Source organism: Streptomyces sp. NPDC003379 (assembly GCF_053589195.1).
Genome location: NZ_JBSFRK010000013.1, coordinates 33,336 through 57,874 on the forward strand (window position 1 = coordinate 33,336; position 24,539 = coordinate 57,874).

The following is a 24,539-nucleotide window of genomic DNA, read 5'->3' on the forward strand; positions in this document are numbered from 1 at the left end:
GAAACTTTTCACATGAGTGCCGCCTGCCGCGCCCCCCAGAGCACGAACCGCAGCCGTAGCCGCCGTCCGGGCGGCCGCCGCGGCCGTGTGGCCCTGATGTCCGCCGGAGCCGCGGTCGGTGCGCTGGTCCTCTCGGCGTGCGGCTCGGGCGGCATGTCCGGTGGTTCGGGCAACACCAACTTCGTGGCCGGCTCGGACGGCATCGCCACCGCGAAGAAGGCGGACCGCAAGCCGCTCCCCGAGCTCGACGGCGAGACCCTCGAAGGCAAGCACCTGAACCTCGCCAAGGCGTACAAGGGCAAGATCCTCGTCATCAACGTCTGGGGCTCCTGGTGCGCGCCGTGCCGGGCCGAGGCGCCGAACTTCGTGAAGATCGCCGCCGAGACGAAGGCCAAGGGCGTCGAGTTCGTCGGCATCAACACCCGTGACCCCGAGCGCGGCCCGGCGATCGCGTTCGAGAAGCAGCACAAGGTCCGTTACCCGAGCCTGTACGACCCGACGGGCAAGCTGATGCTGCGCTTCCCCAAGGGCACGATGAACCCGAACTTCATCCCCTCGACGCTCGTCGTCGACCGGGACGGCAAGATCGCGGCCCGCTCGCAGCAGCCGCTGAACGAAGAGAAGCTGCGGAAGATGATCGACCCCGTGCTCGCGGAGAAGTGATGCTCACCCTCGCGGCCATCAGCGGCCCGAACCAGACCGTCATGAGCGGGGCGCTGCTTCTCGCGATCCCGGTCGCCCTGCTCGGCGGGCTCGTCTCCTTCTTCTCGCCGTGCGTCCTGCCGCTCGTCCCCGGTTATCTGTCGTACGTCACCGGGGTCAGCGGCCAGGACATGGCCGAGGCCAAGCGGGGGCGGATGGTCGCGGGCTCCGGGCTCTTCGTGCTCGGCTTCACCGCGGTCTTCGTCTCCTACGGGGCGCTGTTCGGGGAGTTCGGCCGGACCCTGCAGGACTACCAGAGCACCATCTCCAAGGTGCTCGGCGCGATGATGATCCTGCTCGGGTTCTTCTTCATGGGGCTCACGCCCTTCCTCTCGCAGCGCGAGTTCCGCTTCCACAAGAAGCCCGCCGTCGGGCTCGCGGGCGCCCCGGTACTGGGCGCCCTCTTCGCCGTCGGCTGGGCGCCCTGTGTCGGCCCGACGCTCGCCGCCGTCAGCGCGCTCTCCCTGCAGCAGGCGAGCGCGGGGCGCGGCGCGCTGCTGAGCGTCGCGTACTGCCTGGGGCTCGGCGTACCGTTCATCGTCGCGGCCGTCGCCTTCCGCAAGGCACTGGGCGCCTTCAGCTGGGTGAAGCGGCACTATGTCTGGGTGATGCGCGTCGGCGGCATCATGATGATCGCGACCGGCCTGCTGCTCGTCACCGGTGTGTGGGACAGCATGGTGCAGCAGATGCAGGTCTGGACGAGCAGTTACACCGTGGGGATTTGATCCATGAGCAAGACCGAAGCCCCCGAGCAGCGGGACGACCTCGGCGCCGCGGGTGAGCAGCTGTCGACCGCCCCCCGGGAGGAGTCGCCGAACCTGCCCTCCCTCGGCGTGATCGGCTGGCTGCGCTGGTTCTGGCGGCAGCTCACCTCGATGCGGGTCGCGCTGATCCTGCTCCTGCTGCTCTCGCTCGGCGCGATCCCTGGTTCGCTGATCCCGCAGAGCAACGTCGACGAGCTCAAGGTCCAGGACTTCATGGACCGGCACACCACGCTCGGCCCGGTCTACGACAAGCTCCAGCTCTTCGACGTCTACAGCTCGGTGTGGTTCTCCGCGATCTACATCCTGCTGTTCGTCTCCCTCATCGGCTGCATCGTGCCGCGCACCTGGCAGTTCGTCGGCCAGCTGCGCGGTCGTCCGCCGGGCGCGCCGCGCAAGCTGACGCGGCTTCCCGCGTACACGACGTGGCGCACCGACGCCGAGCCCGAGCAGGTGCACGAGGCGGCGCTCGCGCTGCTCAAGCGGCGCCGCTTCCGGGCAGACAGCACCGCGGACTCGGTCGCCGCCGAGAAGGGCTATCTGCGCGAGGCCGGGAACCTGATGTTCCATATCGCGCTGATCGTGATGCTGATCGCCTTCGCCGCCGGACAGCTCTTCAAGTCCGAGGGCGGCAAGCTGGTCATGGAGGGCGACGGCTTCTCCAACACGCTCTCCCAGTACGACGACTTCAAGTCCGGCAGCCTCTTCGACACCGGTGACCTGGCGCCGTTCAGCTTCAAGCTCGACGACTTCGAGGGAACGTACGAGAAGTCGGGCCCCAACCGCGGCACGCCCCGCACCTACCAGGCGAACGTCACCTACAGCGAAGGCGTCCACGGCCCCGAGAAGAAGCAGGCCATCAAGGTCAACGAGCCGCTGGAAATCGACGGCTCGAAGGTCTACCTCATCGGCCACGGCTACGCCCCGAAGGTCACCGTCCGCGACGGTGAGGGCAAGGTCGTCTACGAGAGTGCCGTGCCGCTGCTGCCCATCGACCAGAACGGCACCGCGACCGGCGCCATCAAGGTCCTGGACGGCTACAAGAACAAGAGCGGCAAGAAGGAACAGCTCGGCTTCAACGCCTTCTTCGTGCCGACCTTCGCGGGCGAGGGCAAGGGGCAGATGTTCTCGCAGTTCCCCGCGGCCGACTTCCCGGTGCTCGCGCTGTCCGCCTACCACGGCAGCCTGGGCGTCGACTCCGGTGTCCCGCAGAACGTGTACCAGCTCGACACCCGGAAGATGACCAAGTTCAAGGACTCCAAGGGCGAGCTGTTCAAGAAGCGGCTGCTGCCCGGCGAGACCATGAAGCTGCCCAACGGCGCGGGCTCGATCACCTTCGAGAAGGACCTCAAGGAGTGGGCGACCTTCCAGATCTCCCAGGAGCCCGGCTCCGTGTGGGCGCTGGCCGGCGCGCTCGCCGCCATCGCGGGCCTCGCCGGGTCGCTGTTCATCCAGCGCCGCCGCGTATGGGTGCGGGCGGTGCGGGGCGCCGACGGCGTCACGGTCGTGGAGATGGCGGGCCTCGGCCGCAGCGAGTCCTCCAAGCTTCCCGAGGAACTGTCCGACCTCGCCGCCCACCTGCACGAGAAGGCGCCGAGCGCGCCAGACCCAGCCGAAGGGGCTGAGAAGTGAATCTCGCCACCACCCTGGCCGCCGAACCCAACGAGGACCTCGCGCACATCAGCAATGTGCTGATCTACTCCGCGATGGCCGTCTACCTCCTGGCCTTCTTCGCGCACATGGCGGAGTGGCTCTTCGGCAGCCGCAGCAAGGTCGCCCGCACCGCCGCCGCGCTCACCCCGAGCAAGGCCGCGGCGACGGCGCCCGCGGTCACCGTCCAGGCCAAGGGCGGCACCGCCACCCTGGAGCGCCCGCAGGTCGTCACGCGGTCCGTCTCGGGGGCCCGGGACGTGCCGGACGGTCCCGGCGCCGCGGCGGGGGACGAGAAGGGCGACCTCTACGGCCGCATCGCGGTCTCCCTCACCGTGCTCGCGTTCCTGCTGGAGTTCGGCGGGGTGCTCACCCGCGCCCTGTCGGTGCAGCGGGCGCCGTGGGGCAACATGTACGAGTTCAGCATCACCTTCTCCACCGTCGCCGTCGGCGTGTACCTGGTGCTGATGGCGCTGAAGAAGAACATCGCCTGGCTCGGCCTCCCCCTGGTCACCACGGTCCTGCTCGACCTCGGTCTCGCCGTCACCGTCCTGTACACCTCCAGCGACCAGCTGGTCCCGGCCCTGCACTCGTACTGGCTGTGGATCCACGTCTCCACCGCGATCTTCTGCGGCGCCGTCTTCTACGTCGGCGGGGTCGGCACGCTGCTCTACCTCTTCCGGGACAGCTACGAGGCCAAGCTGCAGCGCGGCGGGCAGCCCGGCAAGTTCGCCACGTCCGTCCTGGAGCGGCTCCCCTCGGCGGCCACGCTCGACAAGTTCTCGTACCGCCTGAACGCCGCGATCTTCCCGCTGTGGACGTTCACGATCATCGCTGGTGCGATCTGGGCGGGCGACGCCTGGGGCCGCTACTGGGGCTGGGACCCCAAGGAGGTCTGGTCCTTCATCACCTGGGTCGCGTACGCCTGCTACCTGCACGCCCGCGCCACGGCCGGCTGGAAGGGCCGCAAGGCCGCCTACCTGGCCCTGATCGCCTTCGGCTGCTGGCTGTTCAACTACTACGGGGTGAACATCTTCGTCACCGGCAAGCACTCGTACGCCGGAGTCTGAACCGCGAGGTGCGGAACGGAGCATGCCGGGTCAGGCTGGTGCCATGACCGTGACGATCGGGCAGGGCGCCGGCCGGACCGAGGGGGACACCCAGCACCTCCACTACGAGCTGCGTCTTCCCCACCCTGTGGAGAAGGTCTGGGCGGCGGTGGCCACCCCCGGCGGGCTGCCGGGGTGGCTGGCCGCCGCCGATGTGTTCGAGCCCCGGCTGGGCGGCGCGGTCACGCTGCGGTGGCTGAACGGCGAGGAGGACGCCGTGCACTCCGGGCACGTCACGGCCTGGGACCCGGACGTCGTCGCCGAGTACACGATCGATCTGCACGGCCGGTGCCGCTTCCACCTGGAACCGGCGGGGGACTCCGCCACCACGCTGCGCTTCACCAACGAGTTCGACGGCGACGACGCGCTGCGGCTCGACTGCCTCGCCGGGTGGCACGACCACTTCGAGTTCCTCGCGGACGCGCTGGACGGCCGTCCCAAGGACTGGTCGACGTGGAACCTGGACCGCTGGCGCGAGCTGCGGGAGGCGTACGCCGCCGGGTGACGTCACGAGGGCGGGCGGCCGTCCGTCGGGTCCACGGTGATCGCGTCCAGCTGCCCGCGCAGGTACGTGTGCGAGTCCACGCCCCTGACGTCCGTGCCCGGGTCGCACTCGTAGAAGTACACGAGCGACGTCAGCTCCTCCGCCGGGGCGTCGGGCGGCGGCGGCAGGACCCGGTGGCGGCCCGAGCGCCAGCGGCCGTCCGTCCAGTGGGCCATCAGGTCGCCGATGTTGATGGTGAAGGCGTCCGGGTCGAAGGGCGCGTCCTCCCAGCCGCCCTCGTCCGTGAAGACCTGGAGGCCGCCCTTGCCCGCCTGGCGGTCCAGGACGGTGACCGTGCCGAAGTCGGTGTGCGGGCCGATGCGGAACTGGCCCGGCTCGGGCTCGCCCACCCGCTCCGTGCCCGGATACCAGTTGATGTTGAAGCCCCAGGTGGGGTGGCCCGTATGGCGGGTGAAGAAGTCGTCGTCCTCGCCGAGCGCGACGCCGAGCAGTGCGAGGAGGCGGTCGGAGAGCGACCGCATCTCGCGCAGATACGTCTCCACGAGGGCCCGCAGCTCAGGGGCCTCGGCCGGCCAGGTGTTCGGGGCGAACCACTCGGCGTCCACGGCCGCGTTCCCTGTCGGCTCGTCCGCCGCGAAGGACAGTGACTCCTTGAGGTCCGGGGGAGCGGCCGTGCCCTCCGCGTAGCTGTTGGCCTCGGCGCCCGGCCCGAGCCAGCCGCGCCCGCCGACCTGCACCGCGTACGGCCGCTTCGCCCCGGCGGGCAGGTGGAAGAAGCCGCGGGCCGACTCCCTGATCGCCGCGCGCAGGCCCGGGTCGACGCCGTGCCCGGTCACCAGGAGGAACCCGGCGGTGCGCAGGGCGGCGTCGACGGTACGGGCCGTCCGCGCGCGGGCCCCGGGGTCGCCGGACAGCCACGGCCGCAGGTCGACCGTGGGGATGCGGGATGCGCTGCTCATGCCTCCCATCGTGCCCACGCGGGCCCGCGGTCAGCCCTTATCGGCGGGGCCGATGGGCCCATCGGCAGGACGCCCCACTGGCGCGTGGACCAGCACCTTCGCCCGCTCGTACGTTCCTGCCATGACCCCAGAGAACAAGGGCACGGCCCAGCTCACCGCCGCCATGGTGCTCTCCGGCACCCTCGGCGTCTTCGTCGTCGAGTCCGGCGCCTCCGCCTTCGACGTCGTCTTCTTCCGCGTCCTGTTCGGCGCCCTCGCCCTTGGCGCGTACGCCGCCGCCCGCGGCTACTTCCGCGACCACGGCCTCACCCCGAAGAAGCTCGGACTCGCCGCGCTCGGCGGCCTTTTCATCGTCTTCAACTGGGTGTTCCTCTTCAAGGCGTACGAGGCCACGTCGATCTCCCTGGCCACCGTCGTCTACCACACGCAGCCCTTCTTCCTGGTGCTGCTCAGCGCCCTCGTCCTGCGCGAGCGCCTGTCCCGCTCGCAACTGGGGTGGCTGGCGGCCGCGTTCGCGGGGCTCGTGCTCGTCTCCGGGGTGCGGCCCGGCGACACAGGATCGCTCGCCGGCATCGGGCTCGCGCTCCTCGCCGCCGTCCTCTATGCCCTGTCCACGCTCGTCACCAAGCGCGTCACGGGCGTACGCCCCCACCTGATCGCCCTGGTCCAGGTCCTCGTCGGCATCCCGCTGCTGCTGCCCTTCGCCGACTTCGGCGCGATGAGCGGCACGGGGACGAGGTGGGCCTGGCTCGTCGGCCTCGGGGTGATCCACACCGGTCTGATGTACGTCCTGATGTACGCGGCGTACGCGAAGCTGCCCACCGCCAAGATCGCCGTGCTCGCCTTCACCTACCCGGCCGTCGCGATGGTCGCCGACCGGGCGGTCTACGGCCACCACATCGGGCTCGTCCAGGCGCTCGGCGTCCCGCTGATCGTCCTGGCGAGCCTCAAGGTGACGCTTGCTCCCGCACGAGCCGCACGGCCTGCTCCACGAACAGCCGGACATGCGGAGGAAGCCGCTTCCCCGACCGCCACGCGAGCTGGGTCCACAGCGTGAACGGCGGCTCCCACGGCAGCCGTACGAGCGTGCTGCCCTCCGCCAGCTCCCGCGCCACCGCCACGGCGGGCAGCAGCGCCACGCCGAGCCCGCCCGCCACGCCCTGCTTGGTCGCCTCGATGGTGCCGAACTCCATGAACGGCGGCGGCGCGCCGGTCCGCTCGCACAGCTCCGCCTCGAAGAGGTCCCGGTACGGGCAGCCGGGCTCGGTGCCGACGAGCTGCACCGCCGCCAGGTCACCGGTGGCGAGCGCGTCCGCGCCGCGCGCGGCCAGGGGGTGGGCCGGAGCGCAGACGAGGACCAGCGGCTCCTCGGCGAGGACCTCCGTCTGAAGGCCCTGGTGCTCGGTCCCCGGCTCCATCAGGAACCCCACGTCGTACGTCCCCTGCCGCAGCGCGTGCCGGGTCTCGTCGCCCAGCGTGGGGCGCAGGGAGAGCCGCACCTTCGGATAGCGGTGGTGGAAGAGTTCCAGGAGCGGCGGCAGCCGGTAGGAGGTCAGCGACTCCATCGTGCCGACCGCGATCGTGCCGGACGGCTCCTCGGCGCCGACGACCGCGGCCCGCGCCTCGTCGGTGAGATCGATGATCTGCCGGGCGTAGGGGAGCAGCCGCGTCCCCGCCTCGGTCAGCCGGATGCGGCTGCCGAGCCGGTCGAAGAGCTCCGTGCCGAGCGAGGACTCCAGGGTCCGGATCTGACTGGTCACGCTGGACTGCGCGTACGCCAGCTCGGTGGCGGCCCGGGTGAAGCTGAGGACGGTGGCGACCTTCTCGAAGGTCACGAGCAGCCGCAGTTCCACGGCCCGTCAGCCCTCGTCGCCCTTGCCCCGCTTCTTCCCACCGTCGTCGTCGCCGTCGGGCTCCTCGTCCTTGAGGGACTTCAGGAACTCGGGGTTGTCGTCGGGCGCCACCCACCGGGTCCGGCCACGCGCGGCGCCTCTGCCACCCGGGGCGTGCCGCACCTTGCCCGTGGCGAACCAGGCGATCGGGCCGAGCAGCACCTCGCCGAAGAGCAGCACGATGATGACCCACACCACCTTGGGCAGATGCCTGATCTCCTTCTCCGGAGTGTTCAGGACATCGATGAAGGCGTAGATCCACACCGCCAGGACCAGCAGGAACGGCAGATACCTGAGCATGGTGGCGCGGTCCCCCAAGCGGTGGCGGCAGGAGCGGTGCGTGCCCCCGGTGACGGGGCCAGGGTAGCCGGTGCCGGATACTGGAACGCATGGCTTACGACGATCTTCGCTCCCTGCTCCGTGCACTGGAGCGCGAGGGCGATCTCAAGCGCATCAAGGCCGAGGTCGACCCGTACCTGGAAGTGGGTGAGATCGTCGACCGGGTACAGAAGGCCGGCGGCCCCGCGCTCCTCTTCGAGAACGTCTTGGGCTCGGCGATGCCCCTGGCGATGAACGTGTACGGGACGGACCGCCGCCTGCTCAAGGCGCTGGGCCTGAAGTCGTACGGCGAGATCAGCGAGAAGATCGGCGGCCTCCTCAAGCCGGAGCTGCCGCACGGCTTCGTCGGGGTGCGGGAGGCGTTCGGCAAGCTCGGCGCGATGACGCACGTACCGCCGAAGAAGGTGAAGTCCGAGAGCGCGCCCGTCCAGGAGGTCGTCCTCACGGGAGACGACGTGGACCTGGAGCGGCTGCCCGCGCTCTTCACCTGGCCCGAGGACGGCGGCTCCTTCTTCAACCTCGGCCTGACCCACACCAAGGACCCCGACACCGGGGTGCGCAACCTCGGCCTCTACCGCCTCCAGCGCCACGACAAGCGCACCATCGGCATGCACTGGCAGATCCACAAGGACAGCCGCAACCACTACCAGGTGGCCGCCCGCCGGGGCGAGAGGCTGCCCGTCGCGATCGCCTTCGGCTGCCCGCCGGCCGTCACGTACGCGTCCACCGCGCCGCTGCCCGGTGACATGGACGAGTACATGCTGGCCGGGTTCATCCAGGGCAAGCGCGTCGAGATGGTCGACTGCAAGACGGTGCCGCTCCAGGTGCCCGCGCACGCCGAGGTCGTCATCGAGGGCTGGCTGGAGCCCGGCGAGATGCTTCCCGAGGGGCCCTTCGGCGACCACACCGGCTTCTACACGCCGCAGGAGCCGTTCCCCGCGCTGAAGATCGACTGCGTGACGACGCGGAAGCGGCCGCTGCTCCAGTCCATCGTGGTCGGCCGCCCGCCGACGGAGGACGGCCCGTTGGGCCGCGCGACGGAACGCTTCTTCCTGCCCCTGCTCAAGGTGATCGTCCCGGACATCGTCGACTACCACCTGCCGGAGTCGGGCGGCTTCCACAACTGCGCGATCGTCTCGATCGACAAGAAGTACCCGAAGCACGCGCAGAAGGTCATGCACGCCATCTGGGGCGCGCACATGATGTCCCTGACGAAGCTGATCGTGGTCGTCGACAAGGACTGCGACGTCCACGATCTGCACGAGGTGTCGTGGCGGGCCCTCGGCAACACCGACTACGCCCGTGACCTCACCGTCGTCGAAGGCCCGGTCGACCACCTCGATCACGCCTCCTACCAGCAGTTCTGGGGCGGCAAGGCGGGTATCGACGCGACGCGGAAGCTGCCCGAGGAGGGGTACGTGCGCGACGGCGGCTGGCCGGAGATGGTCGAGTCCGACCCGCAGACGGCGGACCGAGTGACGCGCCGCTGGACGGAGTACGGACTGTGAGCGCCCCCTCCGCCGCGCTGCCGCGGCCCGGGAGGACCAGGGCCTTCCTGCGGCTCGTCATGATCGAGCACTCCGTCTTCGCGCTGCCCTTCGCCTACATCGCCTCCCTGTCCGCGATGTTCCAGCTGGACGAGAACATCCACTGGGGGCGGCTGCTCCTGGTCACCATCTGCATGGTGGGCCTGCGGACGTTCGCCATGGCCGCGAACCGGATCATCGACCGCGAGATCGACGCCCGCAACCCGAGGACCGCCCACCGCGAGCTGGTCACGGGCGCGATGTCGGTGAAGTCCGCGTGGACCGGCGCGCTGGTCGCGCTCGTCGTCTTCCTCGGCGCGGCCGCCCTGCTCAACCCGCTCTGCCTGGCGCTCGCGCCCATCGCCGTGGTCCCGATGGTCGTCTATCCGTACGGCAAGCGGTTCACGAACTTCCCGCAGGCCATCCTCGGACTCGCCCAGGCGATGGGCCCGGTCGGCGCCTGGATCGCGGTCACCGGCGAGTGGTCCTGGCAGGCCGTGATCCTCGGGCTCGCGGTCGGCGTCTGGATCGGCGGCTTCGACCTGATCTACGCCTGCCAGGACGTGGAGACGGACCGCGAGGTCGGCGTGAAGTCGGTGCCCGCGCGGTTCGGCATCCCGGCTGCCATCCGGGGCGCGCGGGGCTGCCATCTGGTGACCACGGCGCTCTTCGTCTGGTACGCGCTCGACACGGGCGCGGGCGCCTTCTTCTGGCTGGGGCTGGTGATCGTGGCCGGTGCCTTCCTGTACGAGCACTCGATCGTGAAGCCGCACGACCTGTCCCGGCTCAACCGCGCCTTCTTCCAGGTGAACGGCTTCATCGGGATCGCCCTGTTCGTGTGCGCGCTGCTCGATCTGCTCGTACGCGGTCTCACGGTCTGACGCGGGCTCACCGCCCGCACGGCCGCCGGATAGGCTTCACTGCGTGAAACCAGGAGATACGGAGCGTAGGCCTTGGATCGTGGGGGTGTCCGGCGCGTCCGGTACGCCCTATGCCGCCGCCGTCCTGCGGGCCCTGCTCGGCGCGGGCGAGAGCGTGGACCTCGTCGTGTCGCGGGCCTCGCGGCTGACGCTGCTCGACGAGACGGGCATCTCCTTCCGCGACGCGCACTGGCGGGACGATCTGCGGCAGTGGCTCGCGCGGGGTGCGGACGGTAAGCCGGACGGCTTCGACGTGCCGGTGGGGTTCCTGGAGGACGTGCGGTACTGGGCCGCCGGTGATCTGGCGGCGGGCCCGTCCTCGGGGTCGTACGCGACGAAGGGGATGCTGATCGTGCCGGCGTCCACGGCGTGCGTGGCCGGGGTGGCGCTCGGCCTCTCGAAGGACCTGCTCCAGCGGTCGGCGAGCGTGACGCTCAAGGAAGGCCGGCGGCTGGTGGTCTGCGTACGCGAGACGCCGCTGAACGGGCAGACGCTGAGGCATCTGGTGAGCCTGGACGAGGCGGGCGCGATCGTGCTGCCCGCCTCCCCGGCGTTCTACGCGGGGGCGACGCACATCCAGGATCTGGTGGACTTCGTCGCCGGGCGGACGCTGGACGCGGCAGGGGTGCCGCACAGCCTGTACCGCCGGTGGAAGGGAGAGCTGGGCTCCGGGTCCGGAGGGGGCTCCGGCCCCCAGGGGGGCTAGCGCTTCTTGGCGGCGCGCTTCCTGCGGGCGTCGGCCTCGGTCGCGGCGGTCCGGTGGGCACGCGAGCGGTTGGCCATGTCCTGGAGCTCGCGCATACGGGCGTAGGCCATCTCGATCGAGTACACGGGGTAACTCACTCCTGAAAATCGAAGGATCGTCGTTGATCTGCTGAGATTGAGAGAGATTTACAGGGTGTAGGCCCTGTTGCGCCTTAGATTCTACACATAGACTCGCGGTATCGCTGAATAATGAAAGGCATCGCACCTATGGACGCCGTGGACAGGCAGCTCATCCAGGCCCTGCGGGAGAACGGCCGGGCCTCGTACGCCGAACTCGGACGGCTCGTGGGCCTCTCCGGGCCCAGCGTCACGGACCGGATCAACCGCCTCGAAGCGGCCGGTGTCATCACCGGCTACCGCGCGACCGTCGACTCCGCCTCGCTCGGCCTCGGCGTCATCGCCCTCATCGGCATCTCGCTCTCCGACGCCGCCGACCACGAGGACGTGGCGCGGCGCCTGAAGGACCTGCACGAGATCGAGGACTGCTGGTTCATCGCGGGCGACGACTCGTACATGCTCAAGGTCAGGGCGAGCGACGTGGACGGCCTGGAGAAGACGATCCGCCGGCTCAGCGGCACGCGGGGCGTGTCCCGGACGCGTACGACGATCGTGCTCTCCACGAAGTGGGAGAACAGGGTCGGGGAGCTGCCCGAGGAGGAGTGAGCGGGGCGGGGAGCGTACGGTTGGCGGGAGTTTGTGGCAGTCGTAGGTCGTAGGTCGCTGGAGAGGTAAGGGCGAGGGCATGGACGCAGGTCTCAAGCGCGAGCTGGAGCAGAAGGTCCGGGACGGTGAGCGGCTGTCCCGCGAGGACGGCATCGCGCTCTACGAGTCGGACGACCTGGCCTGGCTCGGCGGCCTCGCCCACGAGGTGCGCACGCGCAAGAACGGCGACGTCGTGCACTTCAACGTCAACCGCCACCTCAACATGACGAACGTGTGCACCGCGTCGTGCGCGTACTGCTCGTTCCAGCGCAAGCCGGGCGAGAAGGACGCGTACACGATGCGCATCGAGGAGGCCGTCCGCCTCGCCAAGGCGATGGAGGGCGAGAACCTCACCGAGCTGCACATCGTCAACGGCCTGCACCCGAACCTGCCGTGGCGCTACTACCCGCGTTCGCTGAGCGAGCTGAAGAAGGCCCTCCCGAACGTCTCCCTGAAGGCCTTCACGGCCACCGAGATCCACCACTTCGAGACGATCTCCGGCATGTCGGCCTCCGACATCCTGGACGAGCTGATCGAGTCCGGTCTGGAGTCGCTGACCGGCGGCGGCGCGGAGATCTTCGACTGGGAGGTGCGTCAGCACATCGTCGACCACCGCACCCACTGGGAGGACTGGTCGCGCATCCACCGCCTCGCGCACGAGAAGGGTCTGAAGACCCCGTCCACGATGCTGTACGGCCACATCGAGGAGCGGCGCCACCGCGTCGACCACGTGCTGCGGCTGCGTGAGCTCCAGGACGAGACCGGCGGCTTCCAGGTCTTCATCCCGCTGCGCTACCAGCACGACTTCGTGGACATGAAGGACGGCAAGGTCAGGAACCGCCTCCAGGCGCGGACGACCATGGCCTCGGGCGCGGAGGCGCTGAAGACCTTCGCGGTGTCGCGTCTGTTGTTCGACAACGTCCCGCACGTCAAGGTCTTCTGGGTCATGCACGGCCTGCAGACCACGCAGCTCGCGCTCCAGCACGGCGCCGACGACATGGACGGCTCGGTCGTCGAGTACAAGATCACGCACGACGCGGACAACTTCGGCACGCCGAACAAGCTGACGCGGGAGGATCTGCTCGAACTGATCCGCGAGGCGGGCTTCCGGCCCGTCGAGCGGAACACGCGCTACGAGTCGATCCGTGAGTACGAGGGGCCCGATCCGATGCTGCGGGAGACGCCGCAGGCGATGCGGGTCTGACGGGCTCACCCCCTTGCCGGTCACGGCCCCTCCCATGCTTCACTGGAGGGGCTCGTCCTACTCGGGCCCATTTCGGAACGGAAGAGTGGATTGACATGCTCCGCTACACGCTGATGCGCCTCGGGATCTTCGTGGGCTGCTTCCTGGTCGTCTGGGGCCTCGTCTACTCCGGGATGCTGCCGCGCGGCCTCGGCGACTCCAACATGCTGTGGGTCCTGCTGCTGGCGCTGGTCATCTCGGCGCCCATCAGCTTCGTGGTGCTCCGCAAGGAGCGGGACCGCGCCTCCGAGGACGTCGTCGCGCGCGTGGACCGCGCCAAGGCGAACCTGGAGGCGAACCGTACGCAGGAGGACAGCGCGGACGACATGGCGCGTGCGCAGGGCGGCGGCCAGGGTGGCCGCGCGCAGGCGCAGGGTTCGTAAGCTTCGTCACTCTTAGCAGGACCCCGGTCCGGAGCATCCCGCTCCGGGTCGGGGTTCTGTGCGTTCCAGGGGTGCGAGCGGTGACTTACCTCAAACAAGACCTTTGATGTTCTCAAAGCACGAGTGTTAACGTGTTCGACATGAAGACAGCAGCAGCGCACCGTCACGCCATGAGCGTCCCGCTCGTGGCGCGCCTGCATGTCGACCTCTGCCGCTGCATGTCCGCGGCCTGTCACGTCTGACCGTGACCCCCGCTGCGGCGGCGCTGCTGACCCTTCGCGGTCGCCGCTCCCGTACGTCCCCCTCCCCCCTGACTTACCTCACCGGAGTGTGTCCGTGTCCGCGAATTCCGCGACGCCCGCCGACAAGGCGCGCCAGACCGAGAAGCCTGAGCCCCGCTTCCGGATAACCAAGTACCTCAAGATGCCCTTCTGGGCGCAGATCCTCGGCGGTTTGGTGCTCGGCGTGCTGCTCGGCTGGCTCGCGCGAAGCCAGGACATCTCCTGGCTCGTCACCACCCTCTCCAAGGTCGGCGACACCTTCATCGGCCTGCTGAAGCTGGCGGTCGCCCCGCTCGTCTTCTTCGCGATCCTGGTGTCCATCACCAACCTGCGGAAGGTCAACAACGCCGCGCGGCTCGCCACCCGCACCCTGCTGTGGTTCATGATCACGTCGCTGATCGCGGTGGCCATCGGCCTCACCATCGGCCTGCTCACCAACCCCGGCTCCGGCACCGGCCTCACCCCCAAGGACGGCAAGGCGCCCGAGGACGCGGGCTCCTGGATCGACTTCCTGACCGGGATCATCCCGACGGACGTCATCACGCCCTTCACCGAGCTGAACGTCCTCCAGATCGTCTTCATGGCCGCCGTCGCCGGCGTCGCCGTACTGAAGATCGGTGACAAGGCCAAGCCGATCCTGGAGCTGAGCGAGTCGGTTCTCGCGCTGCTGCAGAAGGCCCTGTGGTGGGTCATCAAGCTCTCCCCGATCGGCACCGTCGGCCTCATCGGCTTCGCCATCGCGGACTACGGCTGGAACCTCATCAGCAAGTACGCGACGTTCACCGCGGACATCTACATCGGCTGCGCCCTGGTGATGTTCGGCGTCTACCCGCTGCTGCTCACGTTCGTCGCCAAGGTCAGCCCGATCCAGTTCTTCAAGGGCGCCTGGCCCGCCATCCAGCTCGCCTTCGTCTCGCGCTCCTCGGTCGGCACCATGCCGGTCACCCAGAAGGTCACCGAGCGGCTCGGCGTCCCGAAGGAGTACACGTCCTTCGCGGTGCCCTTCGGCGCCACGACGAAGATGGACGGCTGCGCCGCGATCTACCCGTCGATCGCCGCGATCTTCGTCGCGCAGATCTTCGATGTGGACCTCGGCATCAAGGAGTACGTGCTCATCGCGTTCGTGTCGGTGGTGGGTTCGGCGGCGACGGCCGGTCTGACCGGCGCCACCGTGATGCTCACGCTGACCCTCTCCACGCTGGGCCTGCCCATGGAGGGCGTGGGTCTGCTCCTCGCCATCGACCCCGTCCTGGACATGATGCGGACCGCTACGAATGTCGCCGGGCAGGCGTTGGTTCCGGTGATCGTTGCCGCTCGGGAGAAGATTCTGGACCTGGACGCGTACGAGAGTGCTTCGGCTTCGCCGCTCGATGACTTCGGTGGGGTGGAGGTCGAGGACGCGGTGCCGTCGCGGACGGTGCCTGCTACTGCCTGAGTCTGCGTTTGCGTGAGCCCCGTTCCCCCGGATCGATCGATCCGAGGGGGGCGGGGCTTCGGTCTTCTCCTCCTCCGGTAATCGTTCACCTGGGCCCGTTGACCGTACGCTGACGCTGAGTTGTGACGGGCAGTGTGGGAAGGCGGCGGTCGGGGTGGGCGAGAAGCGGCGGCAGAAGCGGATGCCGCGGGCCGTGCGGGAGCAGCAGATGCTGGACGCGGCGGTTCGGATCTTCGCTCGGCGGGGGTACCGGGCTGCCTCCATGGACGAGATCGCCGAGCTCGCCGGTGTGTCCAAGCCGCTGGTGTACCTGTATCTGGACTCCAAGGAGGAGCTCTTCAGCGCGTGCATACGGCGGGAGGCCGCCGCGCTCGTCGGGGCGGTGCGGGAAGGGGTGAGCGCTGCTGCCGGGGAGCGGGCCGACCGTCAACTCCGGGACGGGTTGCGGGCGTTCTTCGCGCATACTGCGGAGCGGCCGGACGGGTGGGCGGTGCTGCACCGCCAGGCGCGGGCCCAGGGGGAGCCGTTCGCGGCGCTCGTCGCTGCGATGCGGGAGGAGGTGCTGGCGTACGTGACGTCGGTGATCGCGGTGGCGGCTCGGGAGGCCCATGAGGACCCCTCACTGCCGGACCGCGAGGTCGCGGGCCTCGCGCAGGCGCTGGTGGGCGCGGCGGAGTCCCTCGCGGACTGGGCCAACGCGAACGAGTCGGTGTCGGCGAAGGAGGCGGCGTCCACGCTGATGAACTTTGCGTGGGCGGGGCTTGGGGGGCTGATGGAGGGGCCGCGGGGGCGGTGTCTTGGGTCCGTCTGAGGGTGGGGCCGGGGTCGTGGTGCCGTCTGCGCCTTGGGTGCGTCTGTGGGGCGGGGCCGCGGGGGTATGTGCGTGCTCGCCATCTTGGTGTGGGCGTTGATTTGCTGCTGGGTTAGTTCTTCTACTGTGCTCCGCTCGCACATACCCCCACGTCCCCTCGGGAGCGCTCGCGGCTGCGGGTCGTCGCGGCTTCTCAGTGCCTACGCTCATCCTGCCGCGCGGGGATTTCCCCGGCCGTCCGGTACTCCCGCGCCTGCTCTCGCGGCGCGGGGTTTCCCACCCCGCCGCCGTGTGGTCCCAGGCCCACTCCCGCAGCGCGCGAGCTTCCCGCCCGCCCGTGTTTCTACGTCCGCCCTGCAACGCGGGGTGAACGGGTGGGTGGGAGATGTCCGCCGCGGAGCGGTGGGGTAGGGGCGGCCCCGAACGGCGGGGAGGCGGCTTGGGGGGTGTACGGAGAGTGAGGGGGCGAGGGGGCGCGGGGGCGCTTAGGGTGGGGCTGGGGGAGAGCCCTGGGAGGTTGCCGTGCGGGGAGCTTACGCAGTGGCCGGCCTGACCGCGCTCGCCGTCGTGGGCGCGGTCGCGCCGGGCCTCACCGAGGTGGCCGGCGGGAATGGTCGGCCCGACCTGTCGCGGTACTACACGCAGAAGATCAAATGGGGTGCCTGCAAGGGCTCGACGGAGGCCATGGCGGAAGCCGCCGGGCACTCCAAGGACGTCCAGTGCGGAAACGTGACCGTTCCGCTCGACTACGCCCGGCCCGCGACCGGAACCGTGGACGTCGCGATGATCCGGATGAGGTCGAGCGCGAGCGGCAAGCCGAGAGGCTCCCTGCTGCTGAACTTCGGCGGCCCCGGCGGCCCCGGCGTCTCCGCACTCGCCGGTTCACAGAAGGAGTTCGGCTTCCTCAGCAAGGGGTACGACGTCGTCTCCTTCGACCCGCGCGGCGTCGGTCTGAGCGACCCCGTCAGCTGCGGTGACACCGACGGGGATCCCGTCCCAGGGGGAGGGGGAGGGGGAGGGGGCGGGGGAAGTGATGATCCGGGTGCCTTGCTTGCCGAGTTGCGCAAGGTCGCCAAAGAGTGCGAGGCCAAGTCCGGTCCCGTCCTGCCGTACATGGGGACGGTCAACGTCTCGCGCGACCTGGACGTCATGCGGCAGGCCCTCGGCGACAAGAAGCTGAACTACCTCGGGTTCTCCTACGGGACGCGGCTCGGCGCCGTCTACGCCGCGCAGTTCCCCAAGAAGGTCGGGCGGATGGTGCTCGACGGCGTGGACACGCTGACCGAGCCCCTCGCCGAGCAGTCCCTCGTGACCGCCGAGGGACGCCAGACCGCCCTCGACAACTTCCTGACCTGGTGCACCGGAAACGCCGGCTGCGTCTTCGGCACCGACGCCCGCGCCGCCCGCCACAGCGTGGTCCAGCTCATCCAGGACATGGACGCGATGCCGCTGCGGTCCATGGAGGGTGAGGAGTTCACGGGGCAGGACGTCGTCGGCGTACTCAGTCAGGCCCTGTACAGCAGGCAGGCGTGGCCCGCGCTGTCGCAGGCGCTGGGTGCGCTGCTCGCGGACGGGGACCCACGGGCGCTGATCCGGATGAGCGGTGGGCTCGCGGGCGGTGTCCGAAGCGGCTCCGGTGGCGTGGGTGAGGTGGGTGGCGTGGGTGGTGTCGCGGGTGAGGAGGTGCCCATGGACAATATGGCCTCCGCCCTCATGGCCGTGAACTGCGCCGATGACCCCGACCGGCCCGACGCCGCGAGCATAGAGAAGGAAGCCGGCAGGCTCCAGGAGGAGTTCGAGGAGGCGTCGCCCGTCTTCGGCAAGTCGATGCTGATGCCGGTGCTGCTCTGCTTCGGGCGTCCCCCTGGAACCACGTACATCCGTGAGGACGTACGCGACGTGAAGACGCCCAAGCTGCTGCTCGTCGGCACGCGCGGCGACCCCGCGACGCCCTACCGCTGGACGGAGGAGACCGCGCGACGCCTCGGCTCCCAGGCCGTCGTCCTGGACAACAAGGGTGATGGGCACACCGGTTACCTGGGTTCCGCGTGCGTGCGGGACAAGGTGGACGGGTTCTTGTTGTACGGGGAGATGCCGAAGAGCGGGAGCTCCTGTGCCGTGGATCCGGGTTCGAGTGAGGGGCCCGGGTCGGGTGAGGGGCCCAGCTTGGGTGAGGGGGCCGGTTCGGGCTGATGTGTGTCAGGGGTGCTTTGGCGTGGTCAGTCCCAGCATCGCCGCCTCGTCCCGCGTACCCGGCTTCGCCTGGTAGACCACCATGCGCTGGCCGCCCGTCCTCGCCAGCTGCATCACCTCGTACGTGAGGGTCATCGCACCGACCTTCGGATGCGCGAACGACTTGGTGCCGCCGCCGCGCTCCCGTACGTCGTAACGCTCCCAGATGCGGGCGAAGTCCGGTGATTTGAGGAGGAGTTCGCCGACCAGATTCGTCAGCCGGGGCGAGTCCGTGTCCGTGCCGCCGACCGCCCGCAGGTGTGCCACCGACATGGCGACCGTCTCCTCCCACGGCTGGTAGAGCTCGCGGCCCACGGGGTGCAGGAAGAGGTAGCGCGTGATGTTGCGCTGCTCGGCGGGCCAGTCCCACAGGCCGGGGTGCAGCGCCCTGCCGGGGGCGTTGGCGGCCAGCACGTAGCTGTGCCTGCTCACCACGTACGCGGGCAGCGGGGCCAGCGCGTCCAGCGTGCGCGAGGTCGACTCACGGACCGTGTGGTCGGCGGTGGGGTGCGGTTCCGTGAGGCGGCCCGAGGCCAGTTCGGCCAGGTCGTGCAGGCGGTCGTGGGCGTCGCCCGTCAGGCGCAGGGCGCGGGCCAGGGCGTCGATGACGGCGGGGGAGGGATTCGTCTCCCGGCCGCGCTCCAGGCGGATGTAGTAGTCGACGCTGACCCCGGCGAGGGTCGCCAGTTCCTCGCGGCGCAGGCCGGGCGTGCGGCGCAGTCCGGTGCCCGTGGGCAGGCCGGCGTCGGCGGGGGTGACGCGGGCCCTGCGGGCGCGGAGGTATCGGCCGAGTTCCGTTCCCGTGGCGGACGCGCTTGTTCTGGCGTGGGCGCCTGGCGGGGCAGGGGTGTTTGCTGGGCCGGGGGTGGCGCCCGCCGTGCTGGGGGTGGCGGGGGTGGTGCCCGCCGTGCCGGGGGTGCTGGGGGTGGTGCCCGCCTTGCCCGGGGTGCCGGGGGTGCCGGGGGTGGCGCCGGTCGTGCCCGGGGTACCTGCTGTGCCGGGGGCGGCGCCTGCTCTGCTGGCCGTCGTCATCTCGTCATTCTCGCTGGTCGGGGCCTGCGTGGGGAGCCGGTGGGGGGCCCTGTCAGGACCAGGAACGGGGCGGTCTGGCCGGGGTCTTCCGCCGCGGGCATCGTCGGGGTTCCGCCGCTGCCGCGGCGGCTGGCCGTCGCTTCGCGACGTCGCTGTCCCACCCATCCGCCTGTCTCCCCGCAGAAGACCTCGCCGTAGGAGCGTCATGTCCGTCACCCTTGGCCCGGAGCGCGTCCGCACGGCCGCTCGGCCCCCCGCCCGCGCCGGGAGCCGTCCCGTCGCCCTCGTCGCCGCGCTGCTCGGCTTCACCGTCATCACCATCGACGTCACCGCCGTGAACATCGCGCTGCCCGACATCCGCGACTCCCTGCACGGCGGCATGGCGGGCCTGCAGTGGGTCGTGGACGCGTACACGCTCATGTTCGCCGCGCTGATGCTCTCCGCGGGGGCGCTCGCCGACCGGGCCGGGGCGCGGCGGGCGTACGCCTGGGGCGTGGCACTCTTCACCGCCGCCTCGCTGGTCTGCGCCCTCGCGCCCGGCATCGGCGCGCTGATCGCCGCCCGCGTCGCGCAGGGCGGGGCCGCCGCCATCGTGATGCCCGCCTCGCTCGCGCTGATCCGGGAGGCGTACGACGAGCCGGGCCGCCGGGCCCGAGCCATCGCGCTGTGGACGGTGGGCGGCTCCGCGGCGGTCGCGGTCGGGCCGGTGCTCGGCGGCATCCTGACGGAGACCGCCGGTTGGCGTGCCGTCTTCCTCCTCAACCTGCCCGTGGGCGCGGTGATCCTCGCCCTCCTCGCCCGTACCGGCCGCTCCCCGCGCCGCCCGGCCCCGCTCGACCTCGGCGGGCAGGCGACCGCCGTCCTGGCCCTGGCCGGGCTCGCGTTCGCCGTCATCGAGGGCGGCCACCTGGGGTGGACGAGCGCGCCCGTCCTGGCCGCGTTCGCCATGTCCATCGCCTCCGGCTTCGCCTTCCACGCCGCCGAGAAGCGGCACCGCGCGCCGATGGTCCCGCTCGGGCTGCTGCGGCAGCGGCAGGTCTCGGTCGCCCTCGCGGTCGGCTTCGCGGTGAACGCCGGCTTCTACGGCGTGACGTTCCTCCTCGGCCTCTATTACCAGCAGCTGCGTGGCATGTCGGGCATCGAGGCGGGCCTGATGTTCGTACCGCTGGCCGTGATCATCACTGGTACGAACCTCGTCTCGCCCCGCCTCGCCGAACGCGTCGGCCGCCGCCGGGTCGTCGTCCTCGGCCAGGCGGTGCTCGCCCTCGCCATGTTCGTCCTGCTCCCGCTGACCGCGCACACGCCGCTGTGGCTCGTGCTGGTGCTGCTGATCCCGACGGGAATCGGCGGTGCGGTCGCCGTCCCCGCGCTCACCGCGCAGCTCCTCGACAGTGTGCCCGGCGAGCGCGCGGGCACGGCCTCCGGTCTGCTGAACTCCCTGCGGCAGACGGGCGGCGCGATGTCCGTCGCCCTCTTCGGTGCCCTCCTCGCGGGCAACGGCTCCGGCTTCTCCGTGCCGGGCATGCGGACGGGCCTCCTGGTGGCGGGCCTCACGCTGTGCGCGACGGCGGGCCTGGCGGCGTGGCGGCTTCCGCGGCAAGGGAAGTTCACGCACCAGTAGGTGCGTGCGCACTTTTTAGTGCGTACTTGTCGCGCTCCGGCACCTCGACAACGCTGGGAAGAGATCAGCCGCGGGGACTTGACTCAATGAGTGAACGGGGAGCGCGAGTGAGCAGCAGACAAGCATCGGTGACCGTCGTCGGCCTGGGTGAGATGGGGCGGGCCCTGGCCGACGCCTTCCTGGCCGCCGGGCGGTCGGTCACCGTCTGGAACCGCACCGCCGCCAAGGCCGACGCGGTCGTCGCGCGGGGCGCGGCCCGTGCCGGTTCCGTGGCCGAGGCGGTGACCGCGAGCCCGCTGGTGATCGTCTGCCTGCTGGACTACGCCGCCGTGCGGGAGACGCTGGAACCGGTGGCCCCGGAGCTGCGGGGCCGGACCGTCGTCAACCTCACCAACGGCACTCCGGCCGAGGCCGGTGAGATGGCCCAGTGGGTTGTGGGGCACGGAGGGGACTATCTGGACGGCGGCATCATGGCCGTGCCGACGACCATCGCGACGCCGGAGGCGTTCATCCTCTACAGCGGGGAGAAGCGGTTCTTCGACGCGCACCGAGAGGCGTTCGAGGTGCTCGGCGCGGCGAAGTATCTCGGCGAGGACGTGGGGATCGCCTCCCTCTACGACCTGGCGCTCCTGAGCGGCATGAACATGATGTTCGACGGGTTCCACCACGCCGTCGCCATGGCCACCTCGCGGCAGGACGGCACCGCTGCCGGCTTCACCGAACTGCTCGTCCCCTGGCTGACGAACATGGCGCGGCTGCTGCCCGCCTTCGCCGCGGAGGTCGACGCCGCCCTGGGCACGGGCGCGGAGCCGCAGCTCACCCAGGGGCTCGACGTCCAGCTCGTCGGACTGGCCAACATCATGAACGCCGCCCGGGACGCAGGCGTCAGCACCGCGCCGCTGGAGCCGTCCCTGGCCGCGCTGGAGGCCCTGGTGGCCGAGGGACGTGACGTGTGGAGCGCCCCGGCCTCGGTGCGGCAGATGAAGTCGGCAGGGCGCTAGCCGGTCCTTGACCGTGACGGTGTGCGGGCCCGGAAAAGGGCCTCAGGGTGTCGGAGTTGAGCGTCGGGGACCGGGTCAGCAGCTTGCTGTTGACGTCCACCTTGCGTACTGGCGGGGCCGCCCGGTCCGGGAGCAGAGGGGTCGGCTCTGACCCCGGCCCCGGTCCTGGGCCCGCCTCGGGTCCGGGAACCTTTTTCGGCGTGCGAAGGGGCGGCCCCTGTCGGGAGGCCGCCCGAACTGCCTGATGCGGCTCAGCAGTTGCCGCGCACCGGCCGGCCCGCGAAGCGGTCCGCCAGCCACTGGGCCGCGAACGGCGACTGCGTGATCACCCCGCTGACGTGCTCGCCGAGCGGGATGGTGTGCCACTCCACGTTCGCTCCCCGCGCGCACCAGTCCTTGCGGACCTGCTTGCCGACGCCGTACGGGATGAGCTCGTCGGCGAGCGCGTGGTACAGGTACACCGGGGCGTCCGGTGTGGCGGCGCCGACCCGCGACGCGCGCAGCCGCTGCTGCCAGTCGGGCTGGTCCAGGGGATTCTTCGTCGTCATCGAGTCGATCGTCTTGAAGGATCCGAGCACCGCGCCGTCCGCCACGCAGGTGTTCTTCATGGCGCCTATGAGCACCTTGCCGACCGGGTTCAGGTAGGAGTCGAGGCCCAGCTCGGGGAACGCCGCGTTCTGGCCGATCGCCGCCATGAAGATGAGGCCCGAGCCGTACGAACCGTCGTTGAAGTCCGCCACCTTCATCAGGTCGCCCGGGACGCCGCCGGTCGCCGTGCCCTTGACGTGGAGTTCGGGGGCGTACGAGCCGTGGAGCTCGGCCGCCCAGGAGGAGGCCTGGCCGCCCTGCGAGTAGCCCATGATGCCAACGGGCGTGTCTTCGCTGAGGCCCGCCTCCGGGAGGCGGATCGCGGCGCGGGCCGCGTCGAGCATCGCCTGGCCGGCGGAGCGGCCGACCGTGTAGGTGTGCTCGCCGGGGGTGCCGAGTCCCTCGTAGTCGGTGACGGCGACGGCCCAGCCGCGCCGGGTGAGCTGCTGGATGAGGTTGGCTTCGAGGGCGGTGCCCTTGGGGAAGTTCGCGCTGGGCGCGCAGTGGTCGCCGACGCCGACCGTTCCCACGGCGTACGTGATCAGGGGGCGTGGGCCCTTTCTGCCGTCCTGCGGCACGATGACCGTGCCGGACACGGTGTTGGGCGCGCCGTCGGCCGTGGTCGAGCGGTAGTGCACCTTCCATGCCTTGGTGTGGGTCGGCTGGCCCGGCAGTGGGTGGAAGGCGCTCGGCTCGGAGCTCACGATGTCGCCGGGGGACGAGGACGCGGGGCTCTTCCCGGCGTGGGTCGTGGTGGCCGTGGTGGCTGCGGTGGCTGCGGTGGCCTCGGTGAGGGAGGTGAGCGGGGTGAGTGGGGTGAGCGGGGTGAGTGGGGTGAGCGGAGTGATGGCCGACAGGCCGAGCGCGGCCACCACGGTCCACGCTCTGAAGCTGGTGCGTGTGTGCATGCGGCTCTCCCAACTGTGCGTGGGGGCTGAGAACTTCGGCATCGACCGTAGTGACCGGTGAGTAAGCACGGGGCTGACCGGGACGCTCAGCTTCGTTGACCCCGGCTCGCAGGTATCCAGTGCGGGGGTGCGGCGCTACGTTGACGAATGGGGCGCGGGGCACGGGAGAACGGACCGACCATTCGACGCGCGGACGGAGGCCCACCATGCCGGAGGAACGCGAGCCATATCCACGGCGGTCCGTATGGTCCGCACGGTCCGCACGGTTCGAGCAGGCGCTCGACTGCTTCCGCGAGGCGCGCGACCTGGCCGACCCCGAGGCGTCACCGGGCGTCTACGGCGTCATCCTCCATGACATCGCCGACACCTACCGCGACGCGCACGACCTCAAGGAGGCCGTGGAGCACTTCCGGCAGGCCGTCTCGTACAAAGAGCGTGCCGACAATCCGAGCGACCTCGCCACGACGATGACCGCGCTGGCCAACACCTTGGCCTCGATGGGGGAGCCGACCGAGGCGCGGGACGTCCTTGAGCGGCTGGCCGAGGAGGTCCCGAAGATCGCGGACACGGAGCGGCGGGCGGCCGTGCTGCACAACATGGGCCTTACGTACGAGGAGCTGGGCCGCCTGGGTCTCGACGGTGCGTACGCCGACGGGGTGGCCGCCTATCAGGCCGTGCTCGCCCTCATCGACGGCGACGCGGACCCCGGCTGGTACGCGACCGTCCTCAAGGACATCGGCGACGCCTACGAATCCCAGGAGATGCTGCCGCAGGCCCACGCCTCGTACGAAGAGGCGGTGCGGTACACGCGCCGCATCGAGGACACGCCGGCCTCCCTGATCACGGTCCTGATAGCCCTCGGCCGCACGACCAGGCGCCTGGCCAGACGAGAGGGCGAGACACCGGGGAACGGGTCTGTCCCCCGGGGAGGGGCCGCGGGGACGTGGCTCGGTGGGGCACCTCAGGAGGCGGGCGCGGGTGCCCCCGGGGGCGGCGCCACGGGCCCGGACGCACCCGGTACGGGAGCGGCGGGACAGGGCACGTCCGGAGACGGAGCCCGATCCGGGACCGCCTCACCGAGCGACGTGTCCCCTTCCGGCGCTCCCTCGCCCGGGGCTTCGGCGACGGATGGGCCGCCGCCGGGGAATGAGCCGTAGGGCGGAGAGCCCCCAGG

General features: G+C 70.5%; 24 protein-coding genes. 18 read left to right on the top strand and 6 right to left on the bottom strand.

Annotated elements, in window-relative coordinates; translation table 11 throughout:
* The first annotated feature begins 12 nt into the window (after positions 1–12).
* Genes ACWDVB_RS14565 through ACWDVB_RS14585 form a run of 5 tightly spaced genes read left to right on the top strand, consistent with a single transcriptional unit; the run spans position 13 to position 4,727 of the window.
* Positions 13–663: a TlpA family protein disulfide reductase gene (locus ACWDVB_RS14565; RefSeq protein WP_451515186.1), complete on the top strand. Its 651-nt coding sequence runs from the start codon at positions 13–15 to the stop codon at positions 661–663.
* The gene (locus tag ACWDVB_RS14570; protein ID WP_451515185.1) at positions 663–1,427 is read left to right on the top strand and encodes a cytochrome c biogenesis CcdA family protein; all 765 of its coding nucleotides are present in this window, start codon (positions 663–665) and stop codon (positions 1,425–1,427) included. The genes ACWDVB_RS14565 and ACWDVB_RS14570 overlap by 1 nt, the downstream gene beginning before the upstream one ends.
* Positions 1,428–1,430: 3 nt before the next feature.
* Positions 1,431–3,095, top strand: a complete 1,665-nt coding sequence (gene resB, locus ACWDVB_RS14575; protein ID WP_451515184.1) for a cytochrome c biogenesis protein ResB — start codon at positions 1,431–1,433, stop codon at positions 3,093–3,095.
* Positions 3,092–4,183, top strand: coding sequence for a c-type cytochrome biogenesis protein CcsB (ccsB, locus tag ACWDVB_RS14580; RefSeq protein ID WP_451515183.1), 1,092 nt, complete (start codon positions 3,092–3,094; stop codon positions 4,181–4,183). The genes resB and ccsB overlap by 4 nt, the downstream gene beginning before the upstream one ends.
* A 43-nt stretch (positions 4,184–4,226) precedes the next feature.
* Positions 4,227–4,727 (top strand): SRPBCC domain-containing protein, encoded by a 501-nt coding sequence (locus ACWDVB_RS14585; protein ID WP_451515182.1) that lies wholly within the window; start codon positions 4,227–4,229, stop codon positions 4,725–4,727.
* Positions 4,728–4,729: 2 nt separating this feature from the next.
* Here ACWDVB_RS14585 and ACWDVB_RS14590 read toward each other — a convergent pair whose 3' ends face one another.
* Complete coding sequence (locus tag ACWDVB_RS14590; RefSeq protein ID WP_451515181.1) at positions 4,730–5,686, bottom strand: isopenicillin N synthase family dioxygenase; 957 nt, start codon at positions 5,684–5,686, stop codon at positions 4,730–4,732.
* Between the two features lie 121 nt (positions 5,687–5,807).
* Between ACWDVB_RS14590 and ACWDVB_RS14595 the strand changes: the two genes are divergently transcribed.
* Positions 5,808–6,743 carry a DMT family transporter gene (locus ACWDVB_RS14595; RefSeq protein WP_451515180.1) on the top strand — a complete coding sequence of 312 codons (936 nt, stop codon included), beginning with the start codon at positions 5,808–5,810 and terminating at the stop codon, positions 6,741–6,743.
* Here ACWDVB_RS14595 and ACWDVB_RS14600 read toward each other — a convergent pair.
* Both ACWDVB_RS14600 and ACWDVB_RS14605 read right to left on the bottom strand, forming a co-directional pair.
* Complete coding sequence (locus ACWDVB_RS14600; protein ID WP_451515179.1) at positions 6,634–7,539, bottom strand: LysR family transcriptional regulator; 906 nt, start codon at positions 7,537–7,539, stop codon at positions 6,634–6,636. The genes ACWDVB_RS14595 and ACWDVB_RS14600 overlap by 110 nt on opposite strands.
* Before the next feature lie 6 nt (positions 7,540–7,545).
* Positions 7,546–7,878: a PLDc N-terminal domain-containing protein gene (locus tag ACWDVB_RS14605; protein WP_451515178.1), complete on the bottom strand. Its 333-nt coding sequence runs from the start codon at positions 7,876–7,878 to the stop codon at positions 7,546–7,548.
* An 89-nt stretch (positions 7,879–7,967) separates the two neighbouring features.
* Between ACWDVB_RS14605 and ACWDVB_RS14610 the strand changes: the two genes are divergently transcribed.
* Genes ACWDVB_RS14610 through ACWDVB_RS14620 form a run of 3 tightly spaced genes read left to right on the top strand, consistent with a single transcriptional unit; the run spans position 7,968 to position 11,069 of the window.
* Positions 7,968–9,425 carry a menaquinone biosynthesis decarboxylase gene (locus ACWDVB_RS14610; protein WP_451515177.1) on the top strand — a complete coding sequence of 486 codons (1,458 nt, stop codon included), beginning with the start codon at positions 7,968–7,970 and terminating at the stop codon, positions 9,423–9,425.
* The gene (gene mqnP / locus ACWDVB_RS14615) at positions 9,422–10,324 is read left to right on the top strand and encodes a menaquinone biosynthesis prenyltransferase MqnP (RefSeq protein WP_451515176.1); all 903 of its coding nucleotides are present in this window, start codon (positions 9,422–9,424) and stop codon (positions 10,322–10,324) included. Before ACWDVB_RS14610 ends, mqnP begins: the two co-directional genes overlap by 4 nt.
* A 43-nt stretch (positions 10,325–10,367) precedes the next feature.
* The gene (locus ACWDVB_RS14620) at positions 10,368–11,069 is read left to right on the top strand and encodes a UbiX family flavin prenyltransferase (protein ID WP_451515175.1); all 702 of its coding nucleotides are present in this window, start codon (positions 10,368–10,370) and stop codon (positions 11,067–11,069) included.
* On the opposite strand, the gene ACWDVB_RS14625 is transcribed toward ACWDVB_RS14620, so the two are convergent.
* Positions 11,066–11,206, bottom strand: a complete 141-nt coding sequence (locus tag ACWDVB_RS14625; protein WP_451515174.1) for a hypothetical protein — start codon at positions 11,204–11,206, stop codon at positions 11,066–11,068. The genes ACWDVB_RS14620 and ACWDVB_RS14625 overlap by 4 nt on opposite strands.
* A gap of 129 nt (positions 11,207–11,335) precedes the next feature.
* Here ACWDVB_RS14625 and ACWDVB_RS14630 point away from each other — a divergent pair, with 129 nt between their 5' ends.
* The 6 genes from ACWDVB_RS14630 to ACWDVB_RS14655 all read left to right on the top strand — a co-directional run bounded on the left by ACWDVB_RS14630 (position 11,336) and on the right by ACWDVB_RS14655 (position 18,176).
* Complete coding sequence (locus ACWDVB_RS14630) at positions 11,336–11,791, top strand: Lrp/AsnC family transcriptional regulator (RefSeq protein WP_030791839.1); 456 nt, start codon at positions 11,336–11,338, stop codon at positions 11,789–11,791.
* Positions 11,792–11,870: 79 nt separating this feature from the next.
* Positions 11,871–13,034, top strand: coding sequence for an aminofutalosine synthase MqnE (gene mqnE, locus ACWDVB_RS14635; protein ID WP_451515173.1), 1,164 nt, complete (start codon positions 11,871–11,873; stop codon positions 13,032–13,034).
* A 95-nt stretch (positions 13,035–13,129) separates the two neighbouring features.
* Positions 13,130–13,456 (top strand): DUF4229 domain-containing protein, encoded by a 327-nt coding sequence (locus ACWDVB_RS14640; protein ID WP_451515172.1) that lies wholly within the window; start codon positions 13,130–13,132, stop codon positions 13,454–13,456.
* Between the two features lie 336 nt (positions 13,457–13,792).
* A complete protein-coding gene (locus ACWDVB_RS14645) occupies positions 13,793–15,172 on the top strand; it encodes a dicarboxylate/amino acid:cation symporter (protein ID WP_451515171.1) in 1,380 nt (459 codons plus the stop codon).
* A gap of 181 nt (positions 15,173–15,353) precedes the next feature.
* Positions 15,354–15,983: a TetR/AcrR family transcriptional regulator gene (locus ACWDVB_RS14650; protein WP_451515223.1), complete on the top strand. Its 630-nt coding sequence runs from the start codon at positions 15,354–15,356 to the stop codon at positions 15,981–15,983.
* Between the two features lie 540 nt (positions 15,984–16,523).
* Complete coding sequence (locus ACWDVB_RS14655) at positions 16,524–18,176, top strand: alpha/beta hydrolase (protein WP_451515170.1); 1,653 nt, start codon at positions 16,524–16,526, stop codon at positions 18,174–18,176.
* A 6-nt stretch (positions 18,177–18,182) separates the two neighbouring features.
* Here ACWDVB_RS14655 and ACWDVB_RS14660 read toward each other — a convergent pair whose 3' ends face one another.
* Positions 18,183–19,247: a helix-turn-helix transcriptional regulator gene (locus ACWDVB_RS14660; protein WP_451515169.1), complete on the bottom strand. Its 1,065-nt coding sequence runs from the start codon at positions 19,245–19,247 to the stop codon at positions 18,183–18,185.
* A gap of 205 nt (positions 19,248–19,452) precedes the next feature.
* On the opposite strand from ACWDVB_RS14660, the gene ACWDVB_RS14665 reads away from it, so the two are divergent.
* Together ACWDVB_RS14665 and ACWDVB_RS14670 are read left to right on the top strand one after the other, a co-directional pair.
* Positions 19,453–20,868: an MFS transporter gene (locus ACWDVB_RS14665; protein ID WP_451515168.1), complete on the top strand. Its 1,416-nt coding sequence runs from the start codon at positions 19,453–19,455 to the stop codon at positions 20,866–20,868.
* A gap of 107 nt (positions 20,869–20,975) precedes the next feature.
* Positions 20,976–21,869: an NAD(P)-dependent oxidoreductase gene (locus ACWDVB_RS14670; RefSeq protein ID WP_451515167.1), complete on the top strand. Its 894-nt coding sequence runs from the start codon at positions 20,976–20,978 to the stop codon at positions 21,867–21,869.
* 251 nt (positions 21,870–22,120) lie between these two features.
* On the opposite strand, the gene ACWDVB_RS14675 is transcribed toward ACWDVB_RS14670, so the two are convergent.
* Positions 22,121–23,365, bottom strand: coding sequence for a lipase family protein (locus tag ACWDVB_RS14675; RefSeq protein ID WP_451515166.1), 1,245 nt, complete (start codon positions 23,363–23,365; stop codon positions 22,121–22,123).
* A gap of 206 nt (positions 23,366–23,571) precedes the next feature.
* Between ACWDVB_RS14675 and ACWDVB_RS14680 the strand changes: the two genes are divergently transcribed.
* Complete coding sequence (locus tag ACWDVB_RS14680; RefSeq protein WP_451515165.1) at positions 23,572–24,522, top strand: tetratricopeptide repeat protein; 951 nt, start codon at positions 23,572–23,574, stop codon at positions 24,520–24,522.
* The last annotated feature ends 17 nt before the right edge of the window (positions 24,523–24,539 follow it).